This is a genomic window from Sphingobium algorifonticola (genome assembly GCF_004005485.1).
Lineage (GTDB): Bacteria > Pseudomonadota > Alphaproteobacteria > Sphingomonadales > Sphingomonadaceae > Sphingobium > Sphingobium algorifonticola.
Genome location: NZ_RZUL01000002.1, coordinates 734,603 through 755,852 on the forward strand (window position 1 = coordinate 734,603; position 21,250 = coordinate 755,852).

At 62.2% G+C, this 21,250-nt stretch carries 16 protein-coding genes; 5 read left to right on the forward strand and 11 right to left on the reverse strand.

The features are described from left to right. Window positions 1-11: 11 nt before the first annotated feature. The 4 genes from ENE74_RS08595 to ENE74_RS18490 form a co-directional block, all read right to left on the reverse strand. A complete protein-coding gene (locus ENE74_RS08595) occupies window positions 12-2,993 on the reverse strand; it encodes a TonB-dependent receptor (protein ID WP_127690430.1) in 2,982 nt (993 codons plus the stop codon). Between the two features lie 388 nt (window positions 2,994-3,381). Continuing rightward, window positions 3,382-6,687 (reverse strand): error-prone DNA polymerase, encoded by a 3,306-nt coding sequence (locus tag ENE74_RS08605; RefSeq protein ID WP_127690432.1) that lies wholly within the window; start codon window positions 6,685-6,687, stop codon window positions 3,382-3,384. After that, entirely contained in the window at window positions 6,684-8,165 is a 1,482-nt protein-coding gene (locus tag ENE74_RS08610) for a Y-family DNA polymerase (RefSeq protein ID WP_241241924.1), read from the reverse strand. Before ENE74_RS08610 ends, ENE74_RS08605 begins: the two co-directional genes overlap by 4 nt. After that, window positions 8,128-8,928, reverse strand: coding sequence for an ImuA family protein (locus tag ENE74_RS18490; protein ID WP_241241892.1), 801 nt, complete (start codon window positions 8,926-8,928; stop codon window positions 8,128-8,130). Before ENE74_RS18490 ends, ENE74_RS08610 begins: the two co-directional genes overlap by 38 nt. Window positions 8,929-9,277: 349 nt before the next feature. Here ENE74_RS18490 and maiA point away from each other — a divergent pair, with 349 nt between their 5' ends. The 3 genes from maiA to ENE74_RS08630 all read left to right on the forward strand — a co-directional run bounded on the left by maiA (window position 9,278) and on the right by ENE74_RS08630 (window position 12,440). Beyond that, window positions 9,278-9,919, forward strand: a complete 642-nt coding sequence (gene maiA, locus ENE74_RS08620; RefSeq protein ID WP_127690434.1) for a maleylacetoacetate isomerase — start codon at window positions 9,278-9,280, stop codon at window positions 9,917-9,919. A gap of 254 nt (window positions 9,920-10,173) precedes the next feature. Next, a complete protein-coding gene (gene epsC, locus ENE74_RS08625) occupies window positions 10,174-11,118 on the forward strand; it encodes a serine O-acetyltransferase EpsC (RefSeq protein ID WP_241241893.1) in 945 nt (314 codons plus the stop codon). Continuing rightward, window positions 11,115-12,440 (forward strand): dicarboxylate/amino acid:cation symporter, encoded by a 1,326-nt coding sequence (locus ENE74_RS08630; protein WP_127690435.1) that lies wholly within the window; start codon window positions 11,115-11,117, stop codon window positions 12,438-12,440. Before epsC ends, ENE74_RS08630 begins: the two co-directional genes overlap by 4 nt. Here the strand turns inward: ENE74_RS08630 and ENE74_RS08635 are convergent. The 3 genes from ENE74_RS08635 to ENE74_RS08645 form a co-directional block, all read right to left on the reverse strand. After that, a complete protein-coding gene (locus ENE74_RS08635) occupies window positions 12,435-13,094 on the reverse strand; it encodes an RBBP9/YdeN family alpha/beta hydrolase (RefSeq protein ID WP_241241894.1) in 660 nt (219 codons plus the stop codon). The two genes, ENE74_RS08630 and ENE74_RS08635, sit on opposite strands and share 6 nt — an antisense overlap. A gap of 144 nt (window positions 13,095-13,238) precedes the next feature. Then, the gene (locus ENE74_RS08640; protein WP_241241895.1) at window positions 13,239-13,916 is read right to left on the reverse strand and encodes a flavin reductase family protein; all 678 of its coding nucleotides are present in this window, start codon (window positions 13,914-13,916) and stop codon (window positions 13,239-13,241) included. Further along, a complete protein-coding gene (locus tag ENE74_RS08645; RefSeq protein WP_206517670.1) occupies window positions 13,882-14,811 on the reverse strand; it encodes a carbon-nitrogen hydrolase family protein in 930 nt (309 codons plus the stop codon). The genes ENE74_RS08640 and ENE74_RS08645 overlap by 35 nt, the downstream gene beginning before the upstream one ends. A gap of 70 nt (window positions 14,812-14,881) precedes the next feature. On the opposite strand from ENE74_RS08645, the gene ENE74_RS08650 reads away from it, so the two are divergent. Together ENE74_RS08650 and ENE74_RS08655 are read left to right on the forward strand one after the other, a co-directional pair. Next, window positions 14,882-16,012, forward strand: a complete 1,131-nt coding sequence (locus ENE74_RS08650) for a cupin domain-containing protein (protein WP_127690437.1) — start codon at window positions 14,882-14,884, stop codon at window positions 16,010-16,012. Window positions 16,013-16,026: 14 nt separating this feature from the next. Beyond that, window positions 16,027-16,938 carry a fumarylacetoacetate hydrolase family protein gene (locus tag ENE74_RS08655; RefSeq protein ID WP_127690438.1) on the forward strand — a complete coding sequence of 304 codons (912 nt, stop codon included), beginning with the start codon at window positions 16,027-16,029 and terminating at the stop codon, window positions 16,936-16,938. A 6-nt stretch (window positions 16,939-16,944) separates the two neighbouring features. Here the strand turns inward: ENE74_RS08655 and ENE74_RS08660 are convergent, their stop codons facing one another. The 4 genes from ENE74_RS08660 to ENE74_RS08675 form a co-directional block, all read right to left on the reverse strand. Then, entirely contained in the window at window positions 16,945-17,373 is a 429-nt protein-coding gene (locus ENE74_RS08660) for an acyl-CoA thioesterase (protein ID WP_127690439.1), read from the reverse strand. Then, entirely contained in the window at window positions 17,370-17,882 is a 513-nt protein-coding gene (locus tag ENE74_RS08665; RefSeq protein WP_127690440.1) for a MarR family winged helix-turn-helix transcriptional regulator, read from the reverse strand. Before ENE74_RS08665 ends, ENE74_RS08660 begins: the two co-directional genes overlap by 4 nt. A gap of 17 nt (window positions 17,883-17,899) precedes the next feature. Then, on the reverse strand, window positions 17,900-20,221 hold the full coding sequence (locus ENE74_RS08670) for a bifunctional salicylyl-CoA 5-hydroxylase/oxidoreductase (protein ID WP_127690441.1): 2,322 nt from the start codon (window positions 20,219-20,221) through the stop codon (window positions 17,900-17,902). A 90-nt stretch (window positions 20,222-20,311) separates the two neighbouring features. Next, window positions 20,312-21,232, reverse strand: coding sequence for a LysR family transcriptional regulator (locus ENE74_RS08675; protein ID WP_127690442.1), 921 nt, complete (start codon window positions 21,230-21,232; stop codon window positions 20,312-20,314). Between the last annotated feature and the right edge of the window lie 18 nt (window positions 21,233-21,250).

Here is a 21,250-nt window from a genome sequence, read left to right on the forward strand (position 1 = left end):
AAGTCATCCCGTCAGAAGTTGACGCGAATGCCCGCTCCGTAGCGCGCATAGCCGGGTGATGCGAAGAACGCATTGTTATCGCTACGCAAATGCCCTCGGCGGCTCGATCCGGTCAAGTTGATGACTTCGGCAAAGGCAGTATACCCCTTCTTGAACTCCCAGCTCGCGCTGGCGTCCACCTGGCCATAGGCCTCGACATAGAAGGGGTTGGGACCGGTGCCACCCAGAAACTCGTCGCGCCAGTTATAGGCGATACGCGCCTGTATGCCGTTCTTGTCGTAGAACAGGACGGCGTTGGCGCTGTCCGACAGGCCTGTCAGCGCGAATTGCGCGACGCTGGACGGTTGCGTGTTGTCGTAGGTCGCGTCGCCGCGCACGATCGTGTAATTCAGGATCGTGCCGAAGCCGGTATCCCAGAAATTATGCTGGATCGCGAACTCGAAGCCATAAAGATGCGCGGTCTGATCCGAGTTGACGGGCGTCGTTACCTCGAAATTGAGCGGGGCGTCTTCCGGCAGACCCCTGATCCTGCCGGTGTAGTTGCCAGTGGCCGGATCGAAGCTGTCCACGATCACCGACGCGGGATAGTTGGCGAAGATGAAATTGCGGATGGCGGTGGTGCTTGCGTTCGCCCCCAGGGCTGCAACCGCCGCCCGATAGCGTGGGCCGTCCGCCGGATTGGTGAGGCCAAAGGCATCGGTGTCGATACGTGTGCTGGAAATGAAGTTGCGCACTCGCTTGTCGAAATAACCCACGGAGATGTAGCTCGCCGGGGCATAATACCATTCGGCCGAAACATCGATGTTCTTCGACTTGTAGGGAAGCAGGCCCGGATTGCCCTGGCTGCCCGTGCCGCCGCCGATACGGAACAACTGGTCGACGGTCTGCCCGCCCTGCATCGAGGCATAATCGGGGCGGGTAATGGTGTGGCTGTAGCTCGCGCGCAGTTTCACATTGTCGATCGGCTCAAAGTCGAAGTCGATCGCCGGCAACCAGTTTTCATACTCGCCGTTGAACGTGGTGAAGTCGCTGCCGGTGCCGTAAACAAGGTTGAACTCGTTGGCGGATACCCACTGCGTGCCCGTGGGAATGGGCACCAGTGCCGAAGATTTGATTTTCGTTTTTTCGTAGCGGATGCCCGCCCGGAAATGCGCGTCGCGGTTCATCAGGTCGAACTTGAAATTGCCCTGCAGGTAGGGCGCAACGGTTCGCTCGCGAATGCGCCGGTCGACTGTGAAGTCGGACAGGCAGTTGCCGTCGCCACCGCAAATGCCGTTCAGATCGTCGAGGAAGCCGACCATCCGCTCGAAATTGAAGGTGTAGAATTGCTGGATCATGGACGGGTCGTTGGCACCGGACACGCCCTTGAACTTGTCAGGGATGGTTTGCAGCGTGAAAAAGTCGTCCGGCAGTTGTTCTTTCGTCGTCGATCCGCCCCAGGTATCATTCTGGATGAAGCCATAGGCCGAACGCACCTTGTTCTCGATGTAGGTGACTCCGAAATCGAGGCTGTCGAGGAACGGCGTGTCGAAGTCGTAGCTGCCGCGCAGCTTCGCCTCGTTGATCCGGTCCCTGAAAAAGGCGTTGCGGAAGGCGTTGCCTGTCGCCTGGATGTTCGACGCATTGAGGGCGTCGATGCCAGGCTGCATCTGCACAGAAATGACCGGCAGATCCTTGGTGTAATCCACCCGCTGGTTCAGCACGCCGAACACGGCCGTACCGACCGATGTGCTGGTGCCATAGGGGTTGTTGGCACCGGACTGCGCGGTCGAGTGATGCGCGTCCACTTCCAGCCGCAGGCCGCCCGGACCGTCCCACGCGATGTTGCCGCCGAGTGATTTGTTGACCGAACGGTTTTCAGTCAGCGACCCGGAGTAGGAGAGATCCTTGCCTTCGCTGGCCAGGAAGCGTTCGGAATAAAATTCCGGCCCAGCGACAGGACCATCCGTCCATGCGCTCGACACGTCGTTGAAGTTGAACCAGATGCCGACGTTTGAATTGCGGATTTGTACCGTATTGCTGGAATAAGTGTAGTCGAACGTGGCCGTGAGATTGTCGGCCGGGCGAACCTGCAGGACGACCTGCCCGTTCAGGCGCTCACGCTCGATGTCATTGAGGTCGTAGCTGGCGTTCTGCTGCACCTGATAGACGTCGGTCGGGCCGGGGCGGTTCTGGATATTGGCGAACCGGGGGTCACCGGCCTGGGGCAGCGAGCCCCAGTTGTTTTCCGATCCCAGATATCCGTCGCGCCAGCCCACATTCGCCTGGTTGTTGCTCGCTCTGCGCTTCTGCCATGATCCGCTGACGGCGATGCCGAACAGCCCGTCGGCAAAGGTTTCCGAAACGATGCCGGATACTTCCGGGGTTACGGCATTGTTTTCATTGCGCGAACTGTCGTATACCCCCTTCACGGCGAAACTGCCGCGCAGACCGGGGCGATCGAGCGGACGCGGTGTCTTGATGTTGATGGTCGATCCGATCCCGCCCGTGGGCAGGGACGCACGACCGGACTTGTAGACTTCAACCCCGGCAATGCCTTCGGACGCCAGATTGGCGAAGTCGAAGGAGCGGCCGGACGGGGCGCTGGCGCCGTCGCCCAGCGAGGATGTCGGCATCTGGCGGCCGTTCAGCAGTACGAGATTGAACTCCGGGCCGAACCCGCGGACCGTGACAGTCGATCCTTCACCGTTCGAACGGTCGATCGACACGCCGGTAATGCGCTGAAGCGACTCGGCGAGGTTTGTGTCGGGAAACTTGCCGATGTCTTCGGCGGATATGGCATCGACGACGCCCTGTGCGTCGCGCTTGATGTCCATTGCGGCGCCAAGGCTGGCGCGGATGCCGGTTACGATGATGTCGTTTTCGGCAACGTCGCTTTCGGCGGTCTCGACAGGGGCGTCCTGCGCCATCGCGGGCTGAATGCTGACCGCAAGCGCCAGCAGGGAGGCGCCGGAAACAGAGGCCGCCAAGCTCCGCCTGATCGAAATCGTCATGATATCCTCCCCTTGCCCCATGGCTTCTGATGTACCGTTGTGAACGTTCTCTTAAATGGGAACGTTCACTCCATCAAGTGCTATTTTTGGCGGAAGCGTCGATCCGCCAGCCAATGGCGTGTGTATTGTCTTCGTTCAACCACGATAGGTTCTGCCGTATGTCGCGCAGCCCACCCGTTTTCGCGATGCTGCTGGGCGGGATGCGATCACGGCCGATCAGAAGCGCATCTATATCCTGATATATGCCGCCATGAGTAGCCCAGATTGTTCGATCATTCCCCTCGCTGCGCTCCCTGCGCCGGTCAGCGCCATCGCAACGTGCATTGCGGCCTCTGCAAGGCGCAGCAGATGCGCGATGCCTGCTTCCCCGCCGCCCGCGTGCTGGTCTTTAATGAAAGTCGCGTGATTTGGGCAATATCCGCACATCGCGCGGATGGCGGGCCTGGACGGGGCGGATCACTTCATCAGCGCGTGACTGCGGCACAAGCGCATCGCCCAGCCTCTCGCATTCCGCCATGCCGTCATCACCCAGCCGGTCCAGCAAATCCGTGCGGTCATGGATATGCGTCGCCATCAGATGCACGACCCCTTCGGGACTGCGCTGTATATGGCCTTCGACCAGCATCAGGCGGGCCGTCATCACCTGGCGACGGAAGGTTTCGAACAGCCTGGCCCACAGGACGACATTGGTAATGCCGGTTTCATCCTCCAGCGTCACGAAAATGGCATTGCCCTTTCCGGGGCGCTGACGGACGAGAACGATGCCGGCCGTGCGCACTTTCCTGCCCGCGGGCGATGCCAGTGTCTCCGCGCAGCTTTTCACGCCTTCGGCGCGCAGAACATCGCGCAGGAATGTGATCGGATGGTCCTTCAAAGACAGACGGAGCGTCTGATAATCTATCGTCACCTCTTCCGCCGCCGCCATTCTGGGCAGTGCCATGTCGGGTTCCGTGCCCAGTTCGCGCGCACGGGCGGCGGCAAACAGTGGCAATGCGTCATCGGGCGTTCGCCGCACTTCCCACAAGGCGGCCCGGCGGTCGAGCGCCAGCGATCCGAAGGCATCGGCATTGGCAAGAATACGCAGGGCATGCTGTGGCAATGCGGCGCGACGGGCCAGCGCCTCGACCGTCGCGAAAGGGCCGTCCATTCGCGCCGAGACCAGCGTTTGCGCCCATGTCGTTCGGAACCCGTCCAGTTGCCGGAAACCCAGGCGCAGCGCCACGGCGCCGGTGGTGTCGCGTTCCAGGCTGTTGTCCCAATGGCTGGCGTTGATGTCGACAGGGCGGACTGCGACATCATGGTCGCGGGCATCCCGAACGATCTGGGCCGGGGCATAAAAGCCCATTGGCTGCGCATTGAGCAGCGCGCAGGCGAATATCGCCGGATGATGGCATTTGATCCATGACGACACATAGACCAGCCGGGCAAAGGACAGCGCATGGCTTTCGGGAAAGCCATAGCTGCCGAAGCCTTCGATCTGCTTGAAACAGCGTTCGGCGAATGCCTTGTCATAGCCGCGCGCCGTCATGCCCTCGACCAGCTTGTCGCGAAAGGCGTGGATGGTGCCGACATTGCGGAACGTCGCCATCGCGCGGCGCAACTGGTTCGCCTCCGACGGGGTGAACCCGGCGGCGGTAATGGCAAGTTTCATCGCCTGTTCCTGAAACAGCGGCACCCCATAAGTCGCGCCGAGCAATGCCCGCAATTCATCGGGATCATGAGGCGGCGCGGGCGAGGGATAGTCGATTGTCTCGATACCCGAACGCCGGCGCAGATAGGGATGCACCATGTCGCCTTCGATCGGGCCGGGCCGCACGATTGCCACCTGCACGGTCAGATCGTACAGCGACCGGGGCTTGAGGCGGGGCAGCATGTTGATCTGCGCACGGCTTTCGACCTGAAACACACCGATGCTGTCGCCTTTGCACAGCATGTCATAGACCGCCTTGTCGTCGGCTTTAAGATCGACATCGAGACCATGATCGCCCAGCCCCTGATCGCGCATCAGATCGAAGGCCTTGCGGATGCAGGTCAGCATGCCCAGCGCCAGCACGTCGACCTTCATCAGGCCCAGCGCATCGATGTCATCCTTGTCCCATTCGATGAAGGTGCGGTCCTGCATCGCGGCATTATGGATCGGCACGGTCTCGTCGAGCCGGTCCTGCGTCAGCACGAACCCGCCGACATGCTGCGACAGGTGCCGGGGAAAGTGCAAAAGCTGATCGATCAGGTCTTTCATCATGGCAATTCTGGGATTGTCAGGATCAAAGCCCGCCTCGTTGTATCGCCGTGCTTCCATCGCACTGGAAAAGCTGCCCCAGACGGTACTGCCCAGTCGCGCCGTCACATCTTCGGAAAAACCCAGCACCTTGCCTACTTCGCGCACGGCGCTGCGCGGGCGATAATGGATCACGGTCGCGGCAATCCCCGCGCGATCCCGCCCGTATCGCCGGTAGACATATTGCATCACTTCCTCGCGCCGCTCATGCTCGAAATCCACATCGATATCGGGTGGCTCACGGCGTTCTTCGGAAACGAAGCGGGAAAACAGCAGGTCATGCTCGACCGGATCGACGGACGTGACGCCCAGCAGAAAGCAGACGATCGAATTGGCCGCAGAACCCCGGCCCTGGCAAAGGATCGGCGGGTCCTGCTTGCGGGCGAAATCCACCAGATCGTGGACAGTGAGGAAATAGCATGCGTAGTTCTGCTTCGCGATCAGCGTAAACTCTTCATCCAGCAGGGCGCGAACCCTGGCGGGCAGAACGGCGCCGTAACGGGCATGCGCCGCGGTCGTGACCAGATGCTCCAGCCAGCCTTGCGGCTGCCAGCCCGGCGGCACCGGCTCATGCGGATATTCGTACCGCAGATCATCGAGGGTGAAGCCAATCTGATCCAGGAAAGCCACCGTTTCGGATACCGCCTCGGGGCAATCGCGAAACAGGCGGGTCATCTCGGCCGGAGGCTTCAGATGCCGTTCCCCATTCGCCTCCAGCCTGCGTCCTGCCGCAAGCAGAGTCGTCTTTTCGCTTATGCAGGTGATGACATCGTGAAGCGGGCGCTGATCCGCGGTGGCGTAAAGGGCGTCATTCGTCGCCAGCAGGGGAAGATCGGTCGATCGTGCGAGTGTCATCATCCGGGCCAGGCGACGGCGATCGTCACCCTTGCGGGGCATACGCACACCGATCCAGACCTTGCCGGGCGCAACGGCGCGCAGATCGTGGAGCAGCGCCGCGTCGCCTTCTCCCGCCATCACGATCAGCAGCATATCCTCCAGATGCTCCAGCAGATCATCCCGCCACAGGGTGCATTCCCCTTTGCGGCTGCGCAGATTGCCGACGGTCAGCAATCGCGTGAGCCGCCCCCAGCCATGACGGGTGGCGGGATAGGCGATGATGTCCGCTGTGCCGTCGGCAAAGACCAACCGCGCGCCGACGATCAGCCGGAAGGCAGGCGTTGGCAAGCCTTCCTCCACGCATCGTTCCCGCGCCGCACGCAGCGCCACATGCGCGCGCACCACGCCTGACACCGTATTGCGATCGGCAATGCCGATGCCTGCCATGCCCGTTGCCATGGCCTGCCCGACCATCTCGGCGGGATGGGATGCGCCGCGCAGAAAGGAATAATTGGTCGCGGCAACCAGTTCGGCGAACCGATGGGCGCCATCGGAAGCAGGCAAAGTCTCCCCGCTCATGCAAACAGTCCATGGATATACCAGCGCGGATCAGGCTTTTCGCGATCGTAAAGGCCGTGGCGGAACAGCCAGAAACGCCGCCCGCGCGCATCCTCCACCCGATAATAATCGCGGGTCAGTCCCTGTTTGCCGGGCTGTCGCCACCATTGCGCGGCGATCCTTTCGGGCCCTTCGAAACGGATGATGTCATGCTGGGCGCGCCGCCAGCGGAAACGGCGTGGCGGGCCGTCGGGCACCTCGGCCATCACATGGATCGGCTGCGGCGGATCGAACAGGTGAATGGGCCGCAACGGGGGCTGGCCAGGTTCCGGAGCTATCCAGGGTTCAGGCGCGGGGACATCGATCGCCGGCAGCGCCAGAACGCCCTGTTCGGGTATGTGCGTATCCTGCCATACAAGTCGGCGGATGCGCCCGCGCCCCAGCCTCGTGCTGAGCCGGTCGATCAGCGCCGCCATGGCCTCCTCATGAATTGCGCCGCCTTCAAGCTCCAATTGGGTTGCGCCAAGCGGCTCCGTATGCGGCACCGACAGGCGGATCATGTCGAATCCGAAGCCGGGATCGACAGGATCGGCCAGGGCGGACATCCGTTCCCGGAACAGACGGATCAGCAGATCGGCGTCGCGCACCGGCAATCCGCATTCGATGGCGATGTCATAGACACGGCCATCGGTGCGGAACAGCCGGGCGGTAAAATGGCGTCCGCCCTTGCGCCGTTCCTCAAGCGCCGCAGCCGCCTGCTGTGCCAGTTCTCCGATGATCCCCAACGCATGTTCGGTCTGTGTCACCGGGTCGGCAAAGCGCCGCTCGAAGAGCAGGGCAGGGGGCGGGCGCCGCGGGGTGATGCGGCGGTCCGTCCGCCCCAATATGGCCGCCAGCGTGTCGACCGCTTCCGCACCGAAGCGCGCGGCAAGCGGAGCCACCGGTCGTGCAGCCAGATCCCCAATCGTCTTCAGCCCCGCGCGACGCAGCGCAATTTCGGTTTCGCTTTCGAGACGCAGAGCGGCAATCGGCAGGCGGCGCAGCGCCTCCGCTTCGCTGGGCGCGGGGACGGTCTGGAAACGGGCCAGTGCCTGCGCGCCAAGCGCCGTATCCGCGCAGGCATGGCGCATGTGGCTGACCCATGGCCGCATATGCTGTTCCACATCGCGCACCAGTTGCCGTTCGCCGCCGAAGAGATGCGTGCAACCGGTGATGTCGAACGTCAGGCCATCGGGCGGGTCGAGCGCAACCATGGGCGTGAAACGATCGCCCCTGTCCGCGATCCGTTCCAGCCAGCGCAGATCGGCCTGCGGATCGGCATCGAACACCGCAAGTTCGGGGATGCGCGCGCGCGCATCGGCCAGCGCCAGACCCGGCGTCAGCCCCAGCGCATGGGCACGGGGATCCAGCGCGGCAAGACGCATCGCACCGCGCACCTTTTCGACCAGAGCAAAGGGCGCATCATCCGGTACGGCGCAGCGGGACGACGCTTCCCGCATCAGCCGGTCCGTTGGCAGAAAAGGGAACCACAGCGCCAGGTAGCGCCGCTGGCCGTGCCCCGTCGCCTCTGAACATTGTTCGGTCACGATCCCACTCCACATGCCAGATACCGCCCGCTGGCCGCCCACGTTGTCGCAAAAGCTCTACCTCCCATGCCGGATGGCCCGGCGCATTGGCCTCCAATGGTGTCGAAGCCGCCGCGGCGACGCGCCAGCGCGTCTGCGCGGCACTGGGGGCAGGCTGGGCCGCAATCCGCAACAGGATTGCCGTAACTCCCGACGTTTCCGCTGCCAGCGCCAGCCGTCGGCTGGCGGTCAGGTCGAGCAGGCGGGGTTGCCGCCACAGTTCGATCACCGCCACGCCGATTTCCGGGCAGCGCACGACATCGCCAGCGGCTTGCAGCACGGACAGGGGATCAGACAGCACGCCCAGAATCAGGCGGGCGGGGTCCAGACCAGCCTCGACAAGGCCTGCGCCATGCAGAACGCCTTCATGACGCTGCGCTGCCTCTTCGCGCAACCAGACGATGTTGCCTTTCAGCCGTCCTGCCAAGGCCGCCACGAAGCCCGACGCACTGCCTGCATCCGCACTTTCGATCGCAAACACTTCGTGGACATGGCCACGGGCGAGGCCACCGCCCAATGCGCTGTCGATAGCATCGTGACCAAGGCTGGCCGGCGCACATATACCTGACGGCCTCGGCCGCTCCAGCCTGGCGATCTTGTGCTTCAAAAAGCTTACGGGGCGGCGAGACTCATGCATATGTTCACTCTATGTTCTAATCCTCCCAGATCGCGAATGAGTCAAGCGGGTACAAAGTTCCTTCCTTGTTACGGCGAGCCGCTACTGCTGCGGGACCCAACGCCGCAAAGGACGCCGATGCCGCCATGTCAGTGCCCATCGGTCGTCACGATGCCACGATCGACGATGATCCGTCTCCATTATTGACAATGGGGATGACAGTGGCGATCAGTCGATAGGCCGGGTCGCATATGCTACGTCGCAACGGTCGCCCACCAATGACTGGAACCGCATCAGTGTTGCTGCACATGTCCCGCCGCTGTTCGAAGACAGCCAATGCGACTGGACGCCCCCTTTCGGACGTGGCGCGATGAGCTATGTGCTGCACGGCTATTTCCGATCGTCTGCGGCCTTTCGCGTCCGCATCGCGCTCGCGCTGAAAGGGATCGATGCCCAACAGATCTATCATCATCTGCGGCATGGCGAGCAGCGAAGCCCCGATTATCTGGCGCTCAATCCGCAAGGCCTTGTTCCGGCGCTAGAGGCGGACGGCACAGTGTTGACACAGTCGCTCGCGATCATCGAATATCTCGACGAAACGGTGCCGGGTGCCGCGCTGTTGCCGCCCGATCCGACGGCACGGGCGCGCGTCCGTGCGATCGCCCAGATCGTGGCCTGCGATATCCACCCCATCGACAATCTGCGGGTGCTGAATTATCTGCGGCACGACCTTGCACAGGATGAAGCCACTGTCGCCCGCTGGTACAATCACTGGATCGCTTCCGGCTTTGAAGCCATCGAACAGCGGCTGGCAGAACCGCAGACGGGGCGGTTCGTTCATGGCGACAGTCCGACACTCGCGGACATTTGCCTGGTGCCGCAAGTGTTCAACGCGGCCAATTTCAAGCTGGACCTGTCCCCATTCCCCCGCATCCGCGCGATATTCGACCATGCGATGGCCTTGCCTGCCTTCGCCAATTCCGCGCCGCAGCAACAGCCGGATGCCGAATGATCCAATGCGTCCATTGCCGCTGATGCGTTGTCCGAAAAGGTCATGCGGCGATTGCACGACGCATGCCGCCGCAGCCCGTTCGCTTCGCCTCTGAAGCAAACAGGCCCGATTTCGCCTGATCGGAAAAGCAGCCCGCCGACTGCCAAGCCAGGTGCGGCAAAATACTGTTTGCGACCCGACAAAAAACCTATCTTGGCGCTTCCTCACTATTCTCTATTGCAATAGTAGATAATATTGGACGCAGTGAGGCTCAGGTGACGGCATATTGGAATACGGACAAGCTCGTGCTGCAACTCAGCGCCCAGCGGCAGGCATGGCGGTCGGCGCAGCGGCATCACATGGAATATGGCGCTGTGGGCTTCCCGTCCCGTCCGAAGCTCGCAAAGATCACCGACGCATTGTGCGGCGCGCTGTTTCCGATGCGCCTTGGGCCGGATTTCGTGCGGGCGCACAATGAGAATGCGTTCGTGGCGGAGACACTCGATACCGTGTTGAGCCGTCTTTATGGCCAGATACGGATCGAACTGGCCTATTCGCGCGATGGTGCGACGCCCGAGGATGTCGATGCGGAAGCGGGGCAAATCATCGGGCGATTTGCTGCGGAGCTGCCGCAACTGAGGGCGACACTCGATACCGATGTGGAGGCCGCCTTCGCCGCCGACCCCGCCGCACGCAGCGTGGACGAAATACTGATCTGCTATCCCAGCATGCAGGCGATCATCCACCATCGCATCGCACATCATCTTTATCGGCTGGGCGTACCGGTTGTGGCGCGGATCATTTCCGAAGTGGCGCACAGTCGGACCGGCATCGACATCCATCCCGGTGCCGTGATCGGCGAGCGTTTCTTTATTGATCACGGCAATGGCGTGGTGATCGGTGAAACCGCGATAATCGGCAAAGGCGTGCGGCTCTATCAGGGGGTCACGCTGGGCGCTCGTTCAATCCCCTATACCGAGCAGGGCGTTGTCGAACGAGGCGTACCCCGCCATCCGATCATAGAGGATGATGTGGTGATCTATGCCGGTGCGACGGTGCTGGGGCGGATTATCGTGGGCCGAGGATCGGTGATCGCGGGCAATGTGTGGCTGACGAAAAGCGTACCGGCGACCAGCCATGTGCAACAGGCCAACATCGTGCACGATGTGAAGGAACGCGCCGCCGTGAGCGCGCCGCACCGGCTGGGGGAAACGGTATGACGACAGGTGCGCGACCGCCAATCGTTCGCAAATTGGGCCTTCAGGTCGCGCTGGCGATGCTCGCAGGGCTGCTGCTGGGGCTGGCCGCGCGGCAGATCGGTCCGATCGGACAAAATGGCGATCCCAACATATTGACGCAGATCCTTGGCATCCTCGGCAATATTTTCGTCCAGTTGCTCAAGCTGATCGTGCCGTCGCTGGTGGTCACGGCGATTATCGCCAGCATCGCGAACATTCGGGCTCTCGCCAATCCGGGACGGCTGGTGGGGCAGACGCTGCTGTGGTTCGCGATCACGGCGGCGCTTTCTGTGGCGATCGGGCTGGCGCTGGGGCTGCTGCTTCAGCCGGGACTGCACAGCGGCGTGACGGCGGAGGTCGCTTCCGCGCCCAAATCGGTAGGCGGCTGGTTGGACTTCCTGAAAGGCCTGGTGCCGGGCAACACACTTGGTCTGACCGCCAGCACAAAGATCGGTGAGGACGGGGCGACGACCAGCCTGTCGTTCAACGTGCTGCAACTGGTAGTGCTGGCGATCCTGATCGGCGCGGCTGCGGTGCGGACGGGCGAGAAGGCGGAGCCGTTCCTGGCGTGGAATGCCGCATTCCTGGCGATCGTACGGACGCTGCTGCGCTGGATCATCCGTCTCACGCCGCTAGGCACGATCGGGCTGTTCGGCACGGCGGTGGCGACATATGGCTGGAGTGCGCTGGCAAGTCTCGGCTGGTTCGCAGGCGCTGTCTATCTGGGTCTCGCCCTCGTGCTGTTGGGCCTCTATCCTGTGCTGCTTGCGCTCAACGGGCTTGATCCGCGCGTATTCTTTCGCAAGGCGTGGCCTGCGATCCAGTTGGGTTTTGTCACCCGTTCGTCGATCGGGACTCTGCCGGTGACGGAACTGGCGACCGAAACACTCGGCGTGAAGCGCGAATATGCCGCATTTGTGGCGCCGCTTGCCGCGACCACGAAGATGGATGGGTGCGCGTCCATCTATCCTGCCATTGCTGCGCTATTCATCGCCCAATTCTACGGGCTGCCGCTTGGCATCGGCGATTATGCGCTGATTGCATTTGTGTCCGTGCTGGGATCGGCAGCGACCGCTGGACTGACAGGTGCGATCGTGATGCTGACGTTGACGCTCACGACGCTGGGCCTGCCGCTTGAAGGCGTAGGTCTGCTGCTGGCGATAGACCCCATTCTCGACATGGGGCGGACAGCTACCAATGTCGCGGGGCAGGTGCTGGTCGGCACGATCGTCGCCAAGCGCGAAGGGTTGCTGGATGCAGACCGCTACGCCGCCGACGTCGCGCCGACCGCCCTGGCGCTATAGGGACAGGTCGACGCGCACCGGCGTCACCGAACGGAGGGGAGCAATTCCGAACGGCGTATCGGTCGGCGCAACCTGTCCCGCGCCAGGGATCGCATGAGCAAGGAGGCGGTCCAGCAGGGCAGCGCCTTCGCTCCATCGACCCAGATCGGCTAGGCCGCTGGCAGAACCGATAGCCCCGCCGTCCGCACAGTCGCTGCCCCAGAAACGGGCAAGGGCCTGCGCCCCGGCAAAGTCCATTCGCGGATCGTTGCGACTGGCAACGACAATCGAGGGAAATGGCAGCAAGGCTTTTGGCGTCGGGCCGAAGCCGACAAGGCGCAGGTCGTCACTGGCCGTATCGACATTGGGCGGCGCGACCAGCAGCGCACCGGCGACCGGATGGCCGTATGAGGGCTTCTCGAAACTCGCCCACCAGGCGACGGCATGGCAGGCTAGGCCGCGGGCTACAAGAATGACCGGGCGGTCCGCCTGCTTGACGGCATGATCGATGGCCGTGATCCAGCTGTTGCGATGGGGCCGGTCCCAAACGCCAAGATGCACCCGCTGGCAATCAGGCCGTTCCTCTTCCCAGCGGCTGAGCCAATGGCTCGAGTCGGGTTGCTCCATACCCGCAAGGGTCAGGATCAATCGGGGGGCTTCGGTCGAAAGAGACATGGGCATTCTCCTGTCAGCTTTGAATTATGCCTCCCATATATTTCTATGGATATGATAGACAATGCTTTGGCGTTCAGATGTGCCGGATATGCGCCCAATCATGACGATGGAGCCACGGCCGCCAGCCTTGTGGAAGGCTATCGTCTACTTGCCCGGATTGCCCGCAACATCCTTCCAGACGGGACGATCCATCTGAAACGTATCCCCTGATCGCAGGTAGACGCCCGCACCATGTACGCGCGCGATCAGGTGCATCGCGCCCGTGTCGATATGGCAGCGTTGTTCATCAAGCACATAGGCATCGGCGACATGCGCCATCACCACTTCGGCAACCATAAGGGTCTGTGCGGCGCTCAGGGTCAGCCGGTGCAGGAGGCGGCATTCGAAGCTGGCGGGTGCCGTGACAATGCGGGGCGGGGCAACACGGTCGGACGCCACCACCTCAAGCTTTGCCAGCGTGATTTCATCGACGTCCGGCGGTGCGTCGATGCAGGTCAGGTTCATGGCCTGCGCGTCGGCTTCGCAGACCAGATTGACGACGAACTCGCCGGTTTCCAGTATGTTGGCGTCGCTGTCCTTCAATGTGCCGTCGGGTCGCGCCATCAGCCCCAGCACGATCGTCGCCGGATCAGGCCCGAAGAAGTTGAAGAAGCTGTACGGCGCGGCGTTGCGCCCGCCCGCTGCCGACTGGCTCGTCACCCAGGCTATGGGACGCGGCGTGATGGCGCTCGCCAGTATCTTGTAGCGATCGGCCGGTTTCATGGCTGGAATGTCGAATCGCATCGCGTCATTGCCCCCGGACAGGCGGGCGGGGCGCTTCATCCACCGCGAGCGAGAAGATGTCGGGTCGGGCATAATGGCCGACCACATCGAAATCATATTTGCCCCGCAGCACGGCGTCGGGATCGAGATCGGCATAGAGGATCGTTTCACCGCTGAAATCCGGTCCGGCCAGCACCTGGCCCAATGGATCGACGATGCAACTGCCGCCCCGCATCAGGACCAGATCGGGGTCGTTGCCCAGCGCGCAGTCATAATCGGGCGGATAGGCGCCGCGTGTGATATGCTGGCAAGCCGACAATACGAAACAGCGCCCTTCCAGCGCGATATGCTGCATCGACGGTAGCCAGGTATCGCGGTCGTCGGCGGTCGGCGCGCAATAGAGCGTGACGCCTTTGGCATACATCGCCATCCGCAGCATCGGCATATAGTTTTCCCAGCAGATGACCGCGCCGATCCGGCCGATTTCCGTGTCGATGACCGATAATGTCGATCCATCGCCAAAGCCCCAGATGAGCCGCTCGGCGCCGGTCGGCATCAGCTTGCGATGTTTGGCGACCAGCCCCTTCGCGCCATCGAAGAACAGCGCCGTGCAGTAGAGCGTGCCGCCATCCCGTTCGATACAGCCGATCACAACTAAGATGTCCGACTCCGCTACAGCCTCCGCGACCGTCGCGACCTCAGGGCCGTCGAGCGTAATCGCGGCACGATGATAGGCGGCGAAGTCAGCGCGTCCTTGCGGTTTGCGCATTCCGACCGGCGCACCGAATGATGCGCCTTTGGGATAGAAGCCCAGAAATGCCTCGGGAAATACCGCCAGTCGCGCCCCCCCCGATGCGGCCTCCCGTATCAGCTTTGCGGCCTTGTCCGCGCAGCCCTGCGGATCGAAGGGAAGCGACGCTGCCTGCACCACGGCCACTCTGCAATGTTCCATCATCTGTCGCCTCACGTTGACACTTATCGCAATTTACTTTAAGTCTATAATAATTGGAAGTCGAGGAACGAATATGGCCGCTCGCAGCTATGATGCCTATCGGGAAGATCGGGTCGGGCGTGCCAATGTTGGTGATACCGCGCCATTGCGCGCTTATTACGCCGATCTCGAGCGCATGCACGCCGGAGCACTCTGGACCGTCGCAAACAAGATCGAGCCTTGGGAACCGAAAACCGAATCCGTGCCGGTCGTGTGGCGCTATGCGGACTTGCGGGAACCGGTGCTGCGCTCGCTCGATCTCGTGACGCCGGAGCAAGCCGGGCGTCGGGTTGTGTTTCTGGAAAATCCTGGCCGTACCGAAATGTCGGCGGCGGTCGGCTGGCTCTACTCGGGCTTGCAGGTGATGAACCCGGGGGAACTTGCCTCCAGCCACCGTCATTCCGCCTCCGCCCTGCGTTTCATCATGGAGGGGGAGGGCGCCTTCACAAATGTCGATGGGCACCGGATGACGTTGGGTGCGAATGATTTCGTGCTGACGCCCAACGGGACCTGGCATGAGCATGGCGTAGCCGATGACGGCACGGCGTGCATCTGGCAGGACGGTCTCGACATTCCGCTGATGAATGCCCTGGAGGCAGGCTTTTACGAAGTGCATCCCGACCTTCAGCAGGCGGTGACCTATCCTGTCGATGATATGACGAAGGCATGGGGTAATCCTGGTCTGCGTCCGGCAGGCGCAGCATGGGACAAGCGATATTCGCCGCTGTTCAAATATGAATGGGCACCGACTTATGAGGCGCTGCATCGCTTCGCCAGCGTGACGGACGGCTCGCCGTTCGACGGGATTCATATGGACTATGTGAACCCCGCGACAGGTGGCCCGGTGATGCCGACCATCGGTGCCAGCATGCAGATGCTGCGCCCCGGGGAACATACGAGGGCGCATCGCCAGGTTGGCAGCTTCCTCTACCAGTGCGCCAAGGGCCATGGATATTCGATTATCAACGGACGCCGCTACGACTGGCGCGAACGCGACATCTTCTGTGTTCCCAACTGGATGTGGCACGAACATGTCAACGGATCGGCGGGCGACGATGCCTGCCTGTTCGCCTTTCACGATCTGCCGGTGATGAAGGCGCTCGGCCTGTATCGGGAACAGGCCTTCGGTGACAACGGCGGATATCAGCCCCTTCTCGAACAATAAGGAATAGTCGGCTTATGCGTCTTGTAACCTATCGCGCCCATGGCGAAAGCGCCGCCCGCCTCGGAGCGATCCAGGGTGATCTGGTGGTCGATCTGGAGCATCTGGGTGCGGCTTCGGGTGTCGCGTTGCCGTCCAGCATGCTGGCGTTCATCGACCTGGGGCCAACGGCTGTGACGGCGGCGGTGGCGCTGCTGACATCGATGGGCAACGATTGGCCGGTCGGCGTGGCGACCCCGCTCGCCAATGTGCGGTTGCTCGCGCCGATCCCGCGCCCGCGCAAGAATATCTTCGGGATCGGCCTCAACTATATCGATCATGTGGCTGAATCCGCTGCTGCGCTGGACACGTCGCCCGACCTGCCCAAACAGCCGGTCATCTTTTCAAAGCCGCCGACGAGCATATGCGGACCGGGCGATCCGGTCCTGCACGATGCGACGATCACACAGCAACTCGACTGGGAAGTCGAATTGGCAGCTATCATCGGTACGACGGCGAAGCGGGTGTCGCGCGCGGACGCGCTGAAGCATGTTTTCGGTTACAGCGTCCTGATCGATATGAGCGCGCGCGATTGCCGCCGCGCGGGTCAGTGGATCTACTCCAAGGGGCAGGACAGCTACGCGCCCATGGGTCCGTGCATCGTCACCACCGACGAAATCCCCGATCCGCAGACGCTGGACCTGTGGCTGACGGTCAACGGGGTGGAAAAGCAGCGCAGCAACACCAGCCATATGCTGTTCAAGGTCGATGAACTGATTGCCGACATCAGCCGCGGGATCACGTTGGAACCGGGTGACATCATCGCCACCGGCACCCCCGAAGGCGTCGGCGCGGGGCGCACACCACAGGAGTTTCTGTGGCCGGGCGATGTCATCGCATGTGGCGTGGAAGGTATCGGCGAGCTGCGCCACCCCATCGTGGCGGTGTAAATTACCTCAGGCGACGGACTGGATCGCGATCATGTCGGTCGCGGCCAGTCGGTCACGGATGGCGGCGGGCCAGGGCGTCGATTTGCCTGTGTCCAGATTCATGCACACCAGCACGGCGGAGGCGCGCACCCGATCCTCGCCGTTGCACTCTATGGCGTAGCGCAGAGCGCAGGAGCTTTCCCCGAGCCGCTCGACCGTGATCGTGATTGTCAGCATGTCGCCCAATCGACTCGGTGCGACGAACTGGCTGTCGATCTTGACCGTTGGTACGCCCAGTCCCCGTTCAAGATGCAATTCCGCAAAGCCTATGCCCGTTCGGGCGGCAAACCAATCCTCGACCGCGGCGTTCAGCATTTCAAAATAGCGCGGATAGAACACTATGCCTGCGGCATCGACATGCGCAAAACGCACCGGCAAGCGCAGCGAGAAGCTCATCGGTCCCTGCTTTCTGCGGCGATGGATGTCTTGACGACCGAAAGAAGATCATAGAGCGCCCGCTGCTGATCGCCGGAGACGCCCTTGAACATGTCCGCTATCCAGCCGTGATGTGCCGCTGCCAGCTCCGCGAAATGCGCAGCACCTGTGGTCGTCAGCTGCACGATCAGGGACCGGCGATCGTCGGGGTCCTGTTGCAGGGTGACATGACCGTCTCCCTGCAATTGCCGCACGAGTGCCGTGACATTGCCGTTCGACACCAGCAGCATCTGTGAGAGTTCGCCCATGGTGATGCCGTCGGGTCGGCGGTCCAGCGCCGCCAGTACATCGAAACGCGGCAAAGTGGTGCCATAATGCTCGATGAAACGGCGGCGGAGACGCTTTTCGACGATCATCGAACAGCTGAGCATCCGCAACCAGGTACGCACGCTCATGGGGCCGGATTCGCCGCCGCCATATTTCTCGGTCAGGGGCACATGTGCTTCCCCGGCGTCCGCAATGTCGTTCATCGGAAATCCCGTTTCCCTCATCCGTGCAGGATGTCGCTGGCCCGTCGCAGCATCCGTGTCAATTGCGCCTGTCCCGTTGCATAGGCGGAAGGCACGCTGATTCCGCCATGGCCGCTCTGCGCCGCAGCGCGCAATACCCACATCGGATCGACCAGATGCGGACGGCCAATCGCGACCAGATCTGCGCGGCCCGCCGCCAATATGCTGTTCGCCTGATCGGCGTCGGTGATATTGCCGACTGCGATCGTCGGGCATCCCGCTTCGTTACGAATGCGATCGGACAACGGCGTCTGGAACATGCGCCCATAGACCGGCCGGGCGTCGGGCGACGTTTCCCCCGCCGAAACGTCGATGATATCCACGCCTTCGGCTTTCAGCGCACGTGCGATGTCCACTGCATCGGCGGGGGTGACGCCGGTGTCTCCGGCCCAGTCGGTGGCGGAGATACGGACCGCCATGGGCTTGCCTTCGGGCCATGCAGCCCGAACCGCGCGGATTACCTCCAGCGGCCATTGCAGGCGGCAGGTCAACGAGCCGCCGTAGCCATCCGTTCTGTCATTCATCAGCGGCGTGATGAACGATGACAGCAGGAAACCATGTCCCGCCTGGATTTCGATCATGTCGAACCCGGCAGCATCGGCGCGCAAGGCCGCAGCGACAAAATCGTCACGCACCCTGTTCATTTCCGCCTCCGTCATGGCGCGCGGTATAGCCCCGCCGCTACGCCAGGGCCTTGCGGACGCAGACAGGAGCGACCATCCTTCGTCTTTCAGCGGCACGTCATAGCCTTGCCCGTCCACCGGCACTCGGGTGCTGCCCCGTGCGCCGGCATGGCCGATCTGGGCACAGATGCGCGCGTCGCTATGCCGATGGACAAAGTCGATCACGCGCCGCCAGGCCATTGTCTGATGGTCGTTCCATAGGCCGGGACAGGCCGGTGTCGCCCGCCCTTCCGGCGCGACCGCCACCATTTCCGTGATGATCAGGCCTGCGCCGCCCAGCGCACGGGTGCCATAATGTACCAGATGGAAATCGGTCGGAATTCCTGCGTGATCCGCCGCATAAGTCAGAACCGGTGACAACACTATGCGGTTGGGCATCGTCAGGCTGCGTAGCCGGTATGGCGTGAACATCGGCGGCGGCGCACTATCGTTCGCCGCGACACCGGGCAGCGCTCGCGCCTCGAACCAGCGTTCGACCTGGGCCAGCCATTTGGGGTCGCGCAGTCGCAGGTTTTCGTGGCTCACCCGCTGCGAGCGGGTCAGCAAAGCATAAGCGAACTGCATCGGCTCGAAAGCCAGATAACGATCGAGCGTTTCGAACCATTCGGTTGAATTGCGCGCGGCATTCTGAATCTTCAGTACGGCGACCTGCCGCTCCGCCTGATAATCCGCCAGGGCGACGGACAGCGCACCGGGGGCATCAATGTCCGGCCGGTCCAGCACCCTCGCCAACGTCATTGCGTCTTCCAGCGCCAGTTTGGTCCCCGAACCGATCGAGAAATGCGCAGTGTGGGCCGCATCGCCCAGCAGCACGACATTGTCGAACGACCACTGGTGGCAGAGCACCCGGCGGAAATTGATCCATGCCGCCGATCCGCGCAGATGCGCAGCGTTTGTGATGAGCGGATGGCCGTCCAGATGGCGCGCGAAGATGCGTTCGCATGTCGCGATTGCCTCGTCCTGGCCCATGCTGTCGAAACCAAGACCGCGCCAGGTCGCTTCGGAACATTCGACGATGAAGGTGGAATGCGTCGCGTCGAAGCGATAGGCATGCGCCCATATCCATCCTGCGTCGGTCTTTTCGAAGATGAAGGCGAATGCGTCGAACAGGCGCGTCGTGCCGAGCCACATGAACTTGTTGGCCCGCGTCTGAATATCCACATCGAAGCGCGCCTCGTTACATGTTCGGATGCGGCTGTTCACGCCATCGGCCGCGATAATCAGGTCATAATCGGCATAATGTGTTACATCGTCCGAAAACTCTGTCTCGAACAGCAGCTCGACGCCCAGATCGCGGGCACGATCCTGAAGGATATTGAGCAGCCGTTTGCGCCCGATGCCGATGAAGCCGTGTCCGCTCGATCGAACATGATTGTCGCCGACCACGACGTCGATATCATCCCAATGTGCAAAGCTGTCGGTTATGGTCGTGGCGCTGACCGGATCGTTCATGGCTAGATTGGCGAGCGTCTGGTCGGAAAAGACAACACCCCAGCCGAAGGTGTCGCCCGCCCGGTTGCGTTCCACCACCCGTACCTGCCAGTCCGGCCGCCGCAGCTTGACCGAAATCGCGAAGTACAGACCAGCCGGCCCGCCACCCAGGCTTATGATACGCATGATCGATCCCTCTTCATCGAATATATTTTAAACTTAAAGCAAAAAGATGAAGATCGCAACCTGTGAAAGGCGCGTCAGAAGGGACGATGCTTACGCCATGTCCTTCTTGTCCAGCGATGCGCCTACCTCAATCAGGCGGTTGATGAAGCGCCGCACGGGCGCGAGCATCACACCGCGCCGGCGATAGGTGACGCCGACCATCACCTTGTCCCAGATCGGCTGGTCCAGCGGCAGCGGCTGGAGATGCGCATATTCGTGATCGAGACGGATCAGGGCGCGCGGGAGATAGCTTAGATATTCGCCTTCCTGCAACATGGTCGCCATGAACGTGGACGATGGTGTGCGGATAACGCAGGACGGCGGGGGCAGGCCCGCGTCGCGCATGACGCGGGTCAGGCGATTGCGCTCGCCTTCGGTCCCGTCGGGCAGCACCCACCGATAGCGGCCCAATTCGGCGATTTCCACCCGGTCGCGGTTTGCCAGCGGATGGTTGCCGTTGGCAACGACGACGATTTCGTCCAGCAGAACGTTTTCCTGCCGAAAATCCTCGTCCCCGCGAAGGCCGTCGGTTGATCCTACCACGATGTCGATTTCGCCACGGCGCAGGCTGGCCAGCAATTCGTCGCGCAGCCCCTGCCGAAAGACCACACTTGCCGATTCATCGGACTGGACGAAGGCGCGCACGGCCTGGGGCAGGAGATATTGCATCATGGTCGCGCCCGCGCCTACGCGGACGATCCCCCGGCCGCTGCCTTTCAGTTCGTTGAGTTCCTCGATCGCACGGTCGATCTCGCTGGTGATCAGCATGGCATATTCCATGAACACCTTGCCAAACTGCGTCGGCACGACGCCACCGGGATGCCGTTCGAGCAGCATGACGCCCAGCGACTGTTCAAGATTGCGGATGCTCTTTGACAAAGCCGGCTGCGTGATATGCATTTTCTCGGCCGCCTGACCAAAGCTGGCGCACCGGACGATCTCGAGAAAATGCTTGATCTGACGTAATTCCATTCCCCGCTCTCCCGCTGC

What these genes read in the sequence shown, in the direction of transcription:
- ENE74_RS08595 (WP_127690430.1), bottom strand. Translation starts at nt 2,993, where the DNA reads ATGACGATTTCGATCAGGCGGAGCTTGGCGGCCTCTGTTTCCGGCGCC.
- ENE74_RS08605 (WP_127690432.1), bottom strand. Translation starts at nt 6,687, where the DNA reads ATGAGCGGGGAGACTTTGCCTGCTTCCGATGGCGCCCATCGGTTCGCC.
- ENE74_RS08610 (WP_241241924.1), bottom strand. Translation starts at nt 8,165, where the DNA reads ATGCGGGAAGCGTCGTCCCGCTGCGCCGTACCGGATGATGCGCCCTTT.
- ENE74_RS18490 (WP_241241892.1), bottom strand. Translation starts at nt 8,928, where the DNA reads ATGCATGAGTCTCGCCGCCCCGTAAGCTTTTTGAAGCACAAGATCGCC.
- maiA (WP_127690434.1), top strand. Translation starts at nt 9,278, where the DNA reads ATGAGCTATGTGCTGCACGGCTATTTCCGATCGTCTGCGGCCTTTCGC.
- ENE74_RS08630 (WP_127690435.1), top strand. Translation starts at nt 11,115, where the DNA reads ATGACGACAGGTGCGCGACCGCCAATCGTTCGCAAATTGGGCCTTCAG.
- ENE74_RS08635 (WP_241241894.1), bottom strand. Translation starts at nt 13,094, where the DNA reads ATGTCTCTTTCGACCGAAGCCCCCCGATTGATCCTGACCCTTGCGGGT.
- ENE74_RS08640 (WP_241241895.1), bottom strand. Translation starts at nt 13,916, where the DNA reads ATGAAGCGCCCCGCCCGCCTGTCCGGGGGCAATGACGCGATGCGATTC.
- ENE74_RS08645 (WP_206517670.1), bottom strand. Translation starts at nt 14,811, where the DNA reads ATGATGGAACATTGCAGAGTGGCCGTGGTGCAGGCAGCGTCGCTTCCC.
- ENE74_RS08650 (WP_127690437.1), top strand. Translation starts at nt 14,882, where the DNA reads ATGGCCGCTCGCAGCTATGATGCCTATCGGGAAGATCGGGTCGGGCGT.
- ENE74_RS08655 (WP_127690438.1), top strand. Translation starts at nt 16,027, where the DNA reads ATGCGTCTTGTAACCTATCGCGCCCATGGCGAAAGCGCCGCCCGCCTC.
- ENE74_RS08660 (WP_127690439.1), bottom strand. Translation starts at nt 17,373, where the DNA reads ATGAGCTTCTCGCTGCGCTTGCCGGTGCGTTTTGCGCATGTCGATGCC.
- ENE74_RS08665 (WP_127690440.1), bottom strand. Translation starts at nt 17,882, where the DNA reads ATGAACGACATTGCGGACGCCGGGGAAGCACATGTGCCCCTGACCGAG.
- ENE74_RS08670 (WP_127690441.1), bottom strand. Translation starts at nt 20,221, where the DNA reads ATGCGTATCATAAGCCTGGGTGGCGGGCCGGCTGGTCTGTACTTCGCG.
- ENE74_RS08675 (WP_127690442.1), bottom strand. Translation starts at nt 21,232, where the DNA reads ATGGAATTACGTCAGATCAAGCATTTTCTCGAGATCGTCCGGTGCGCC.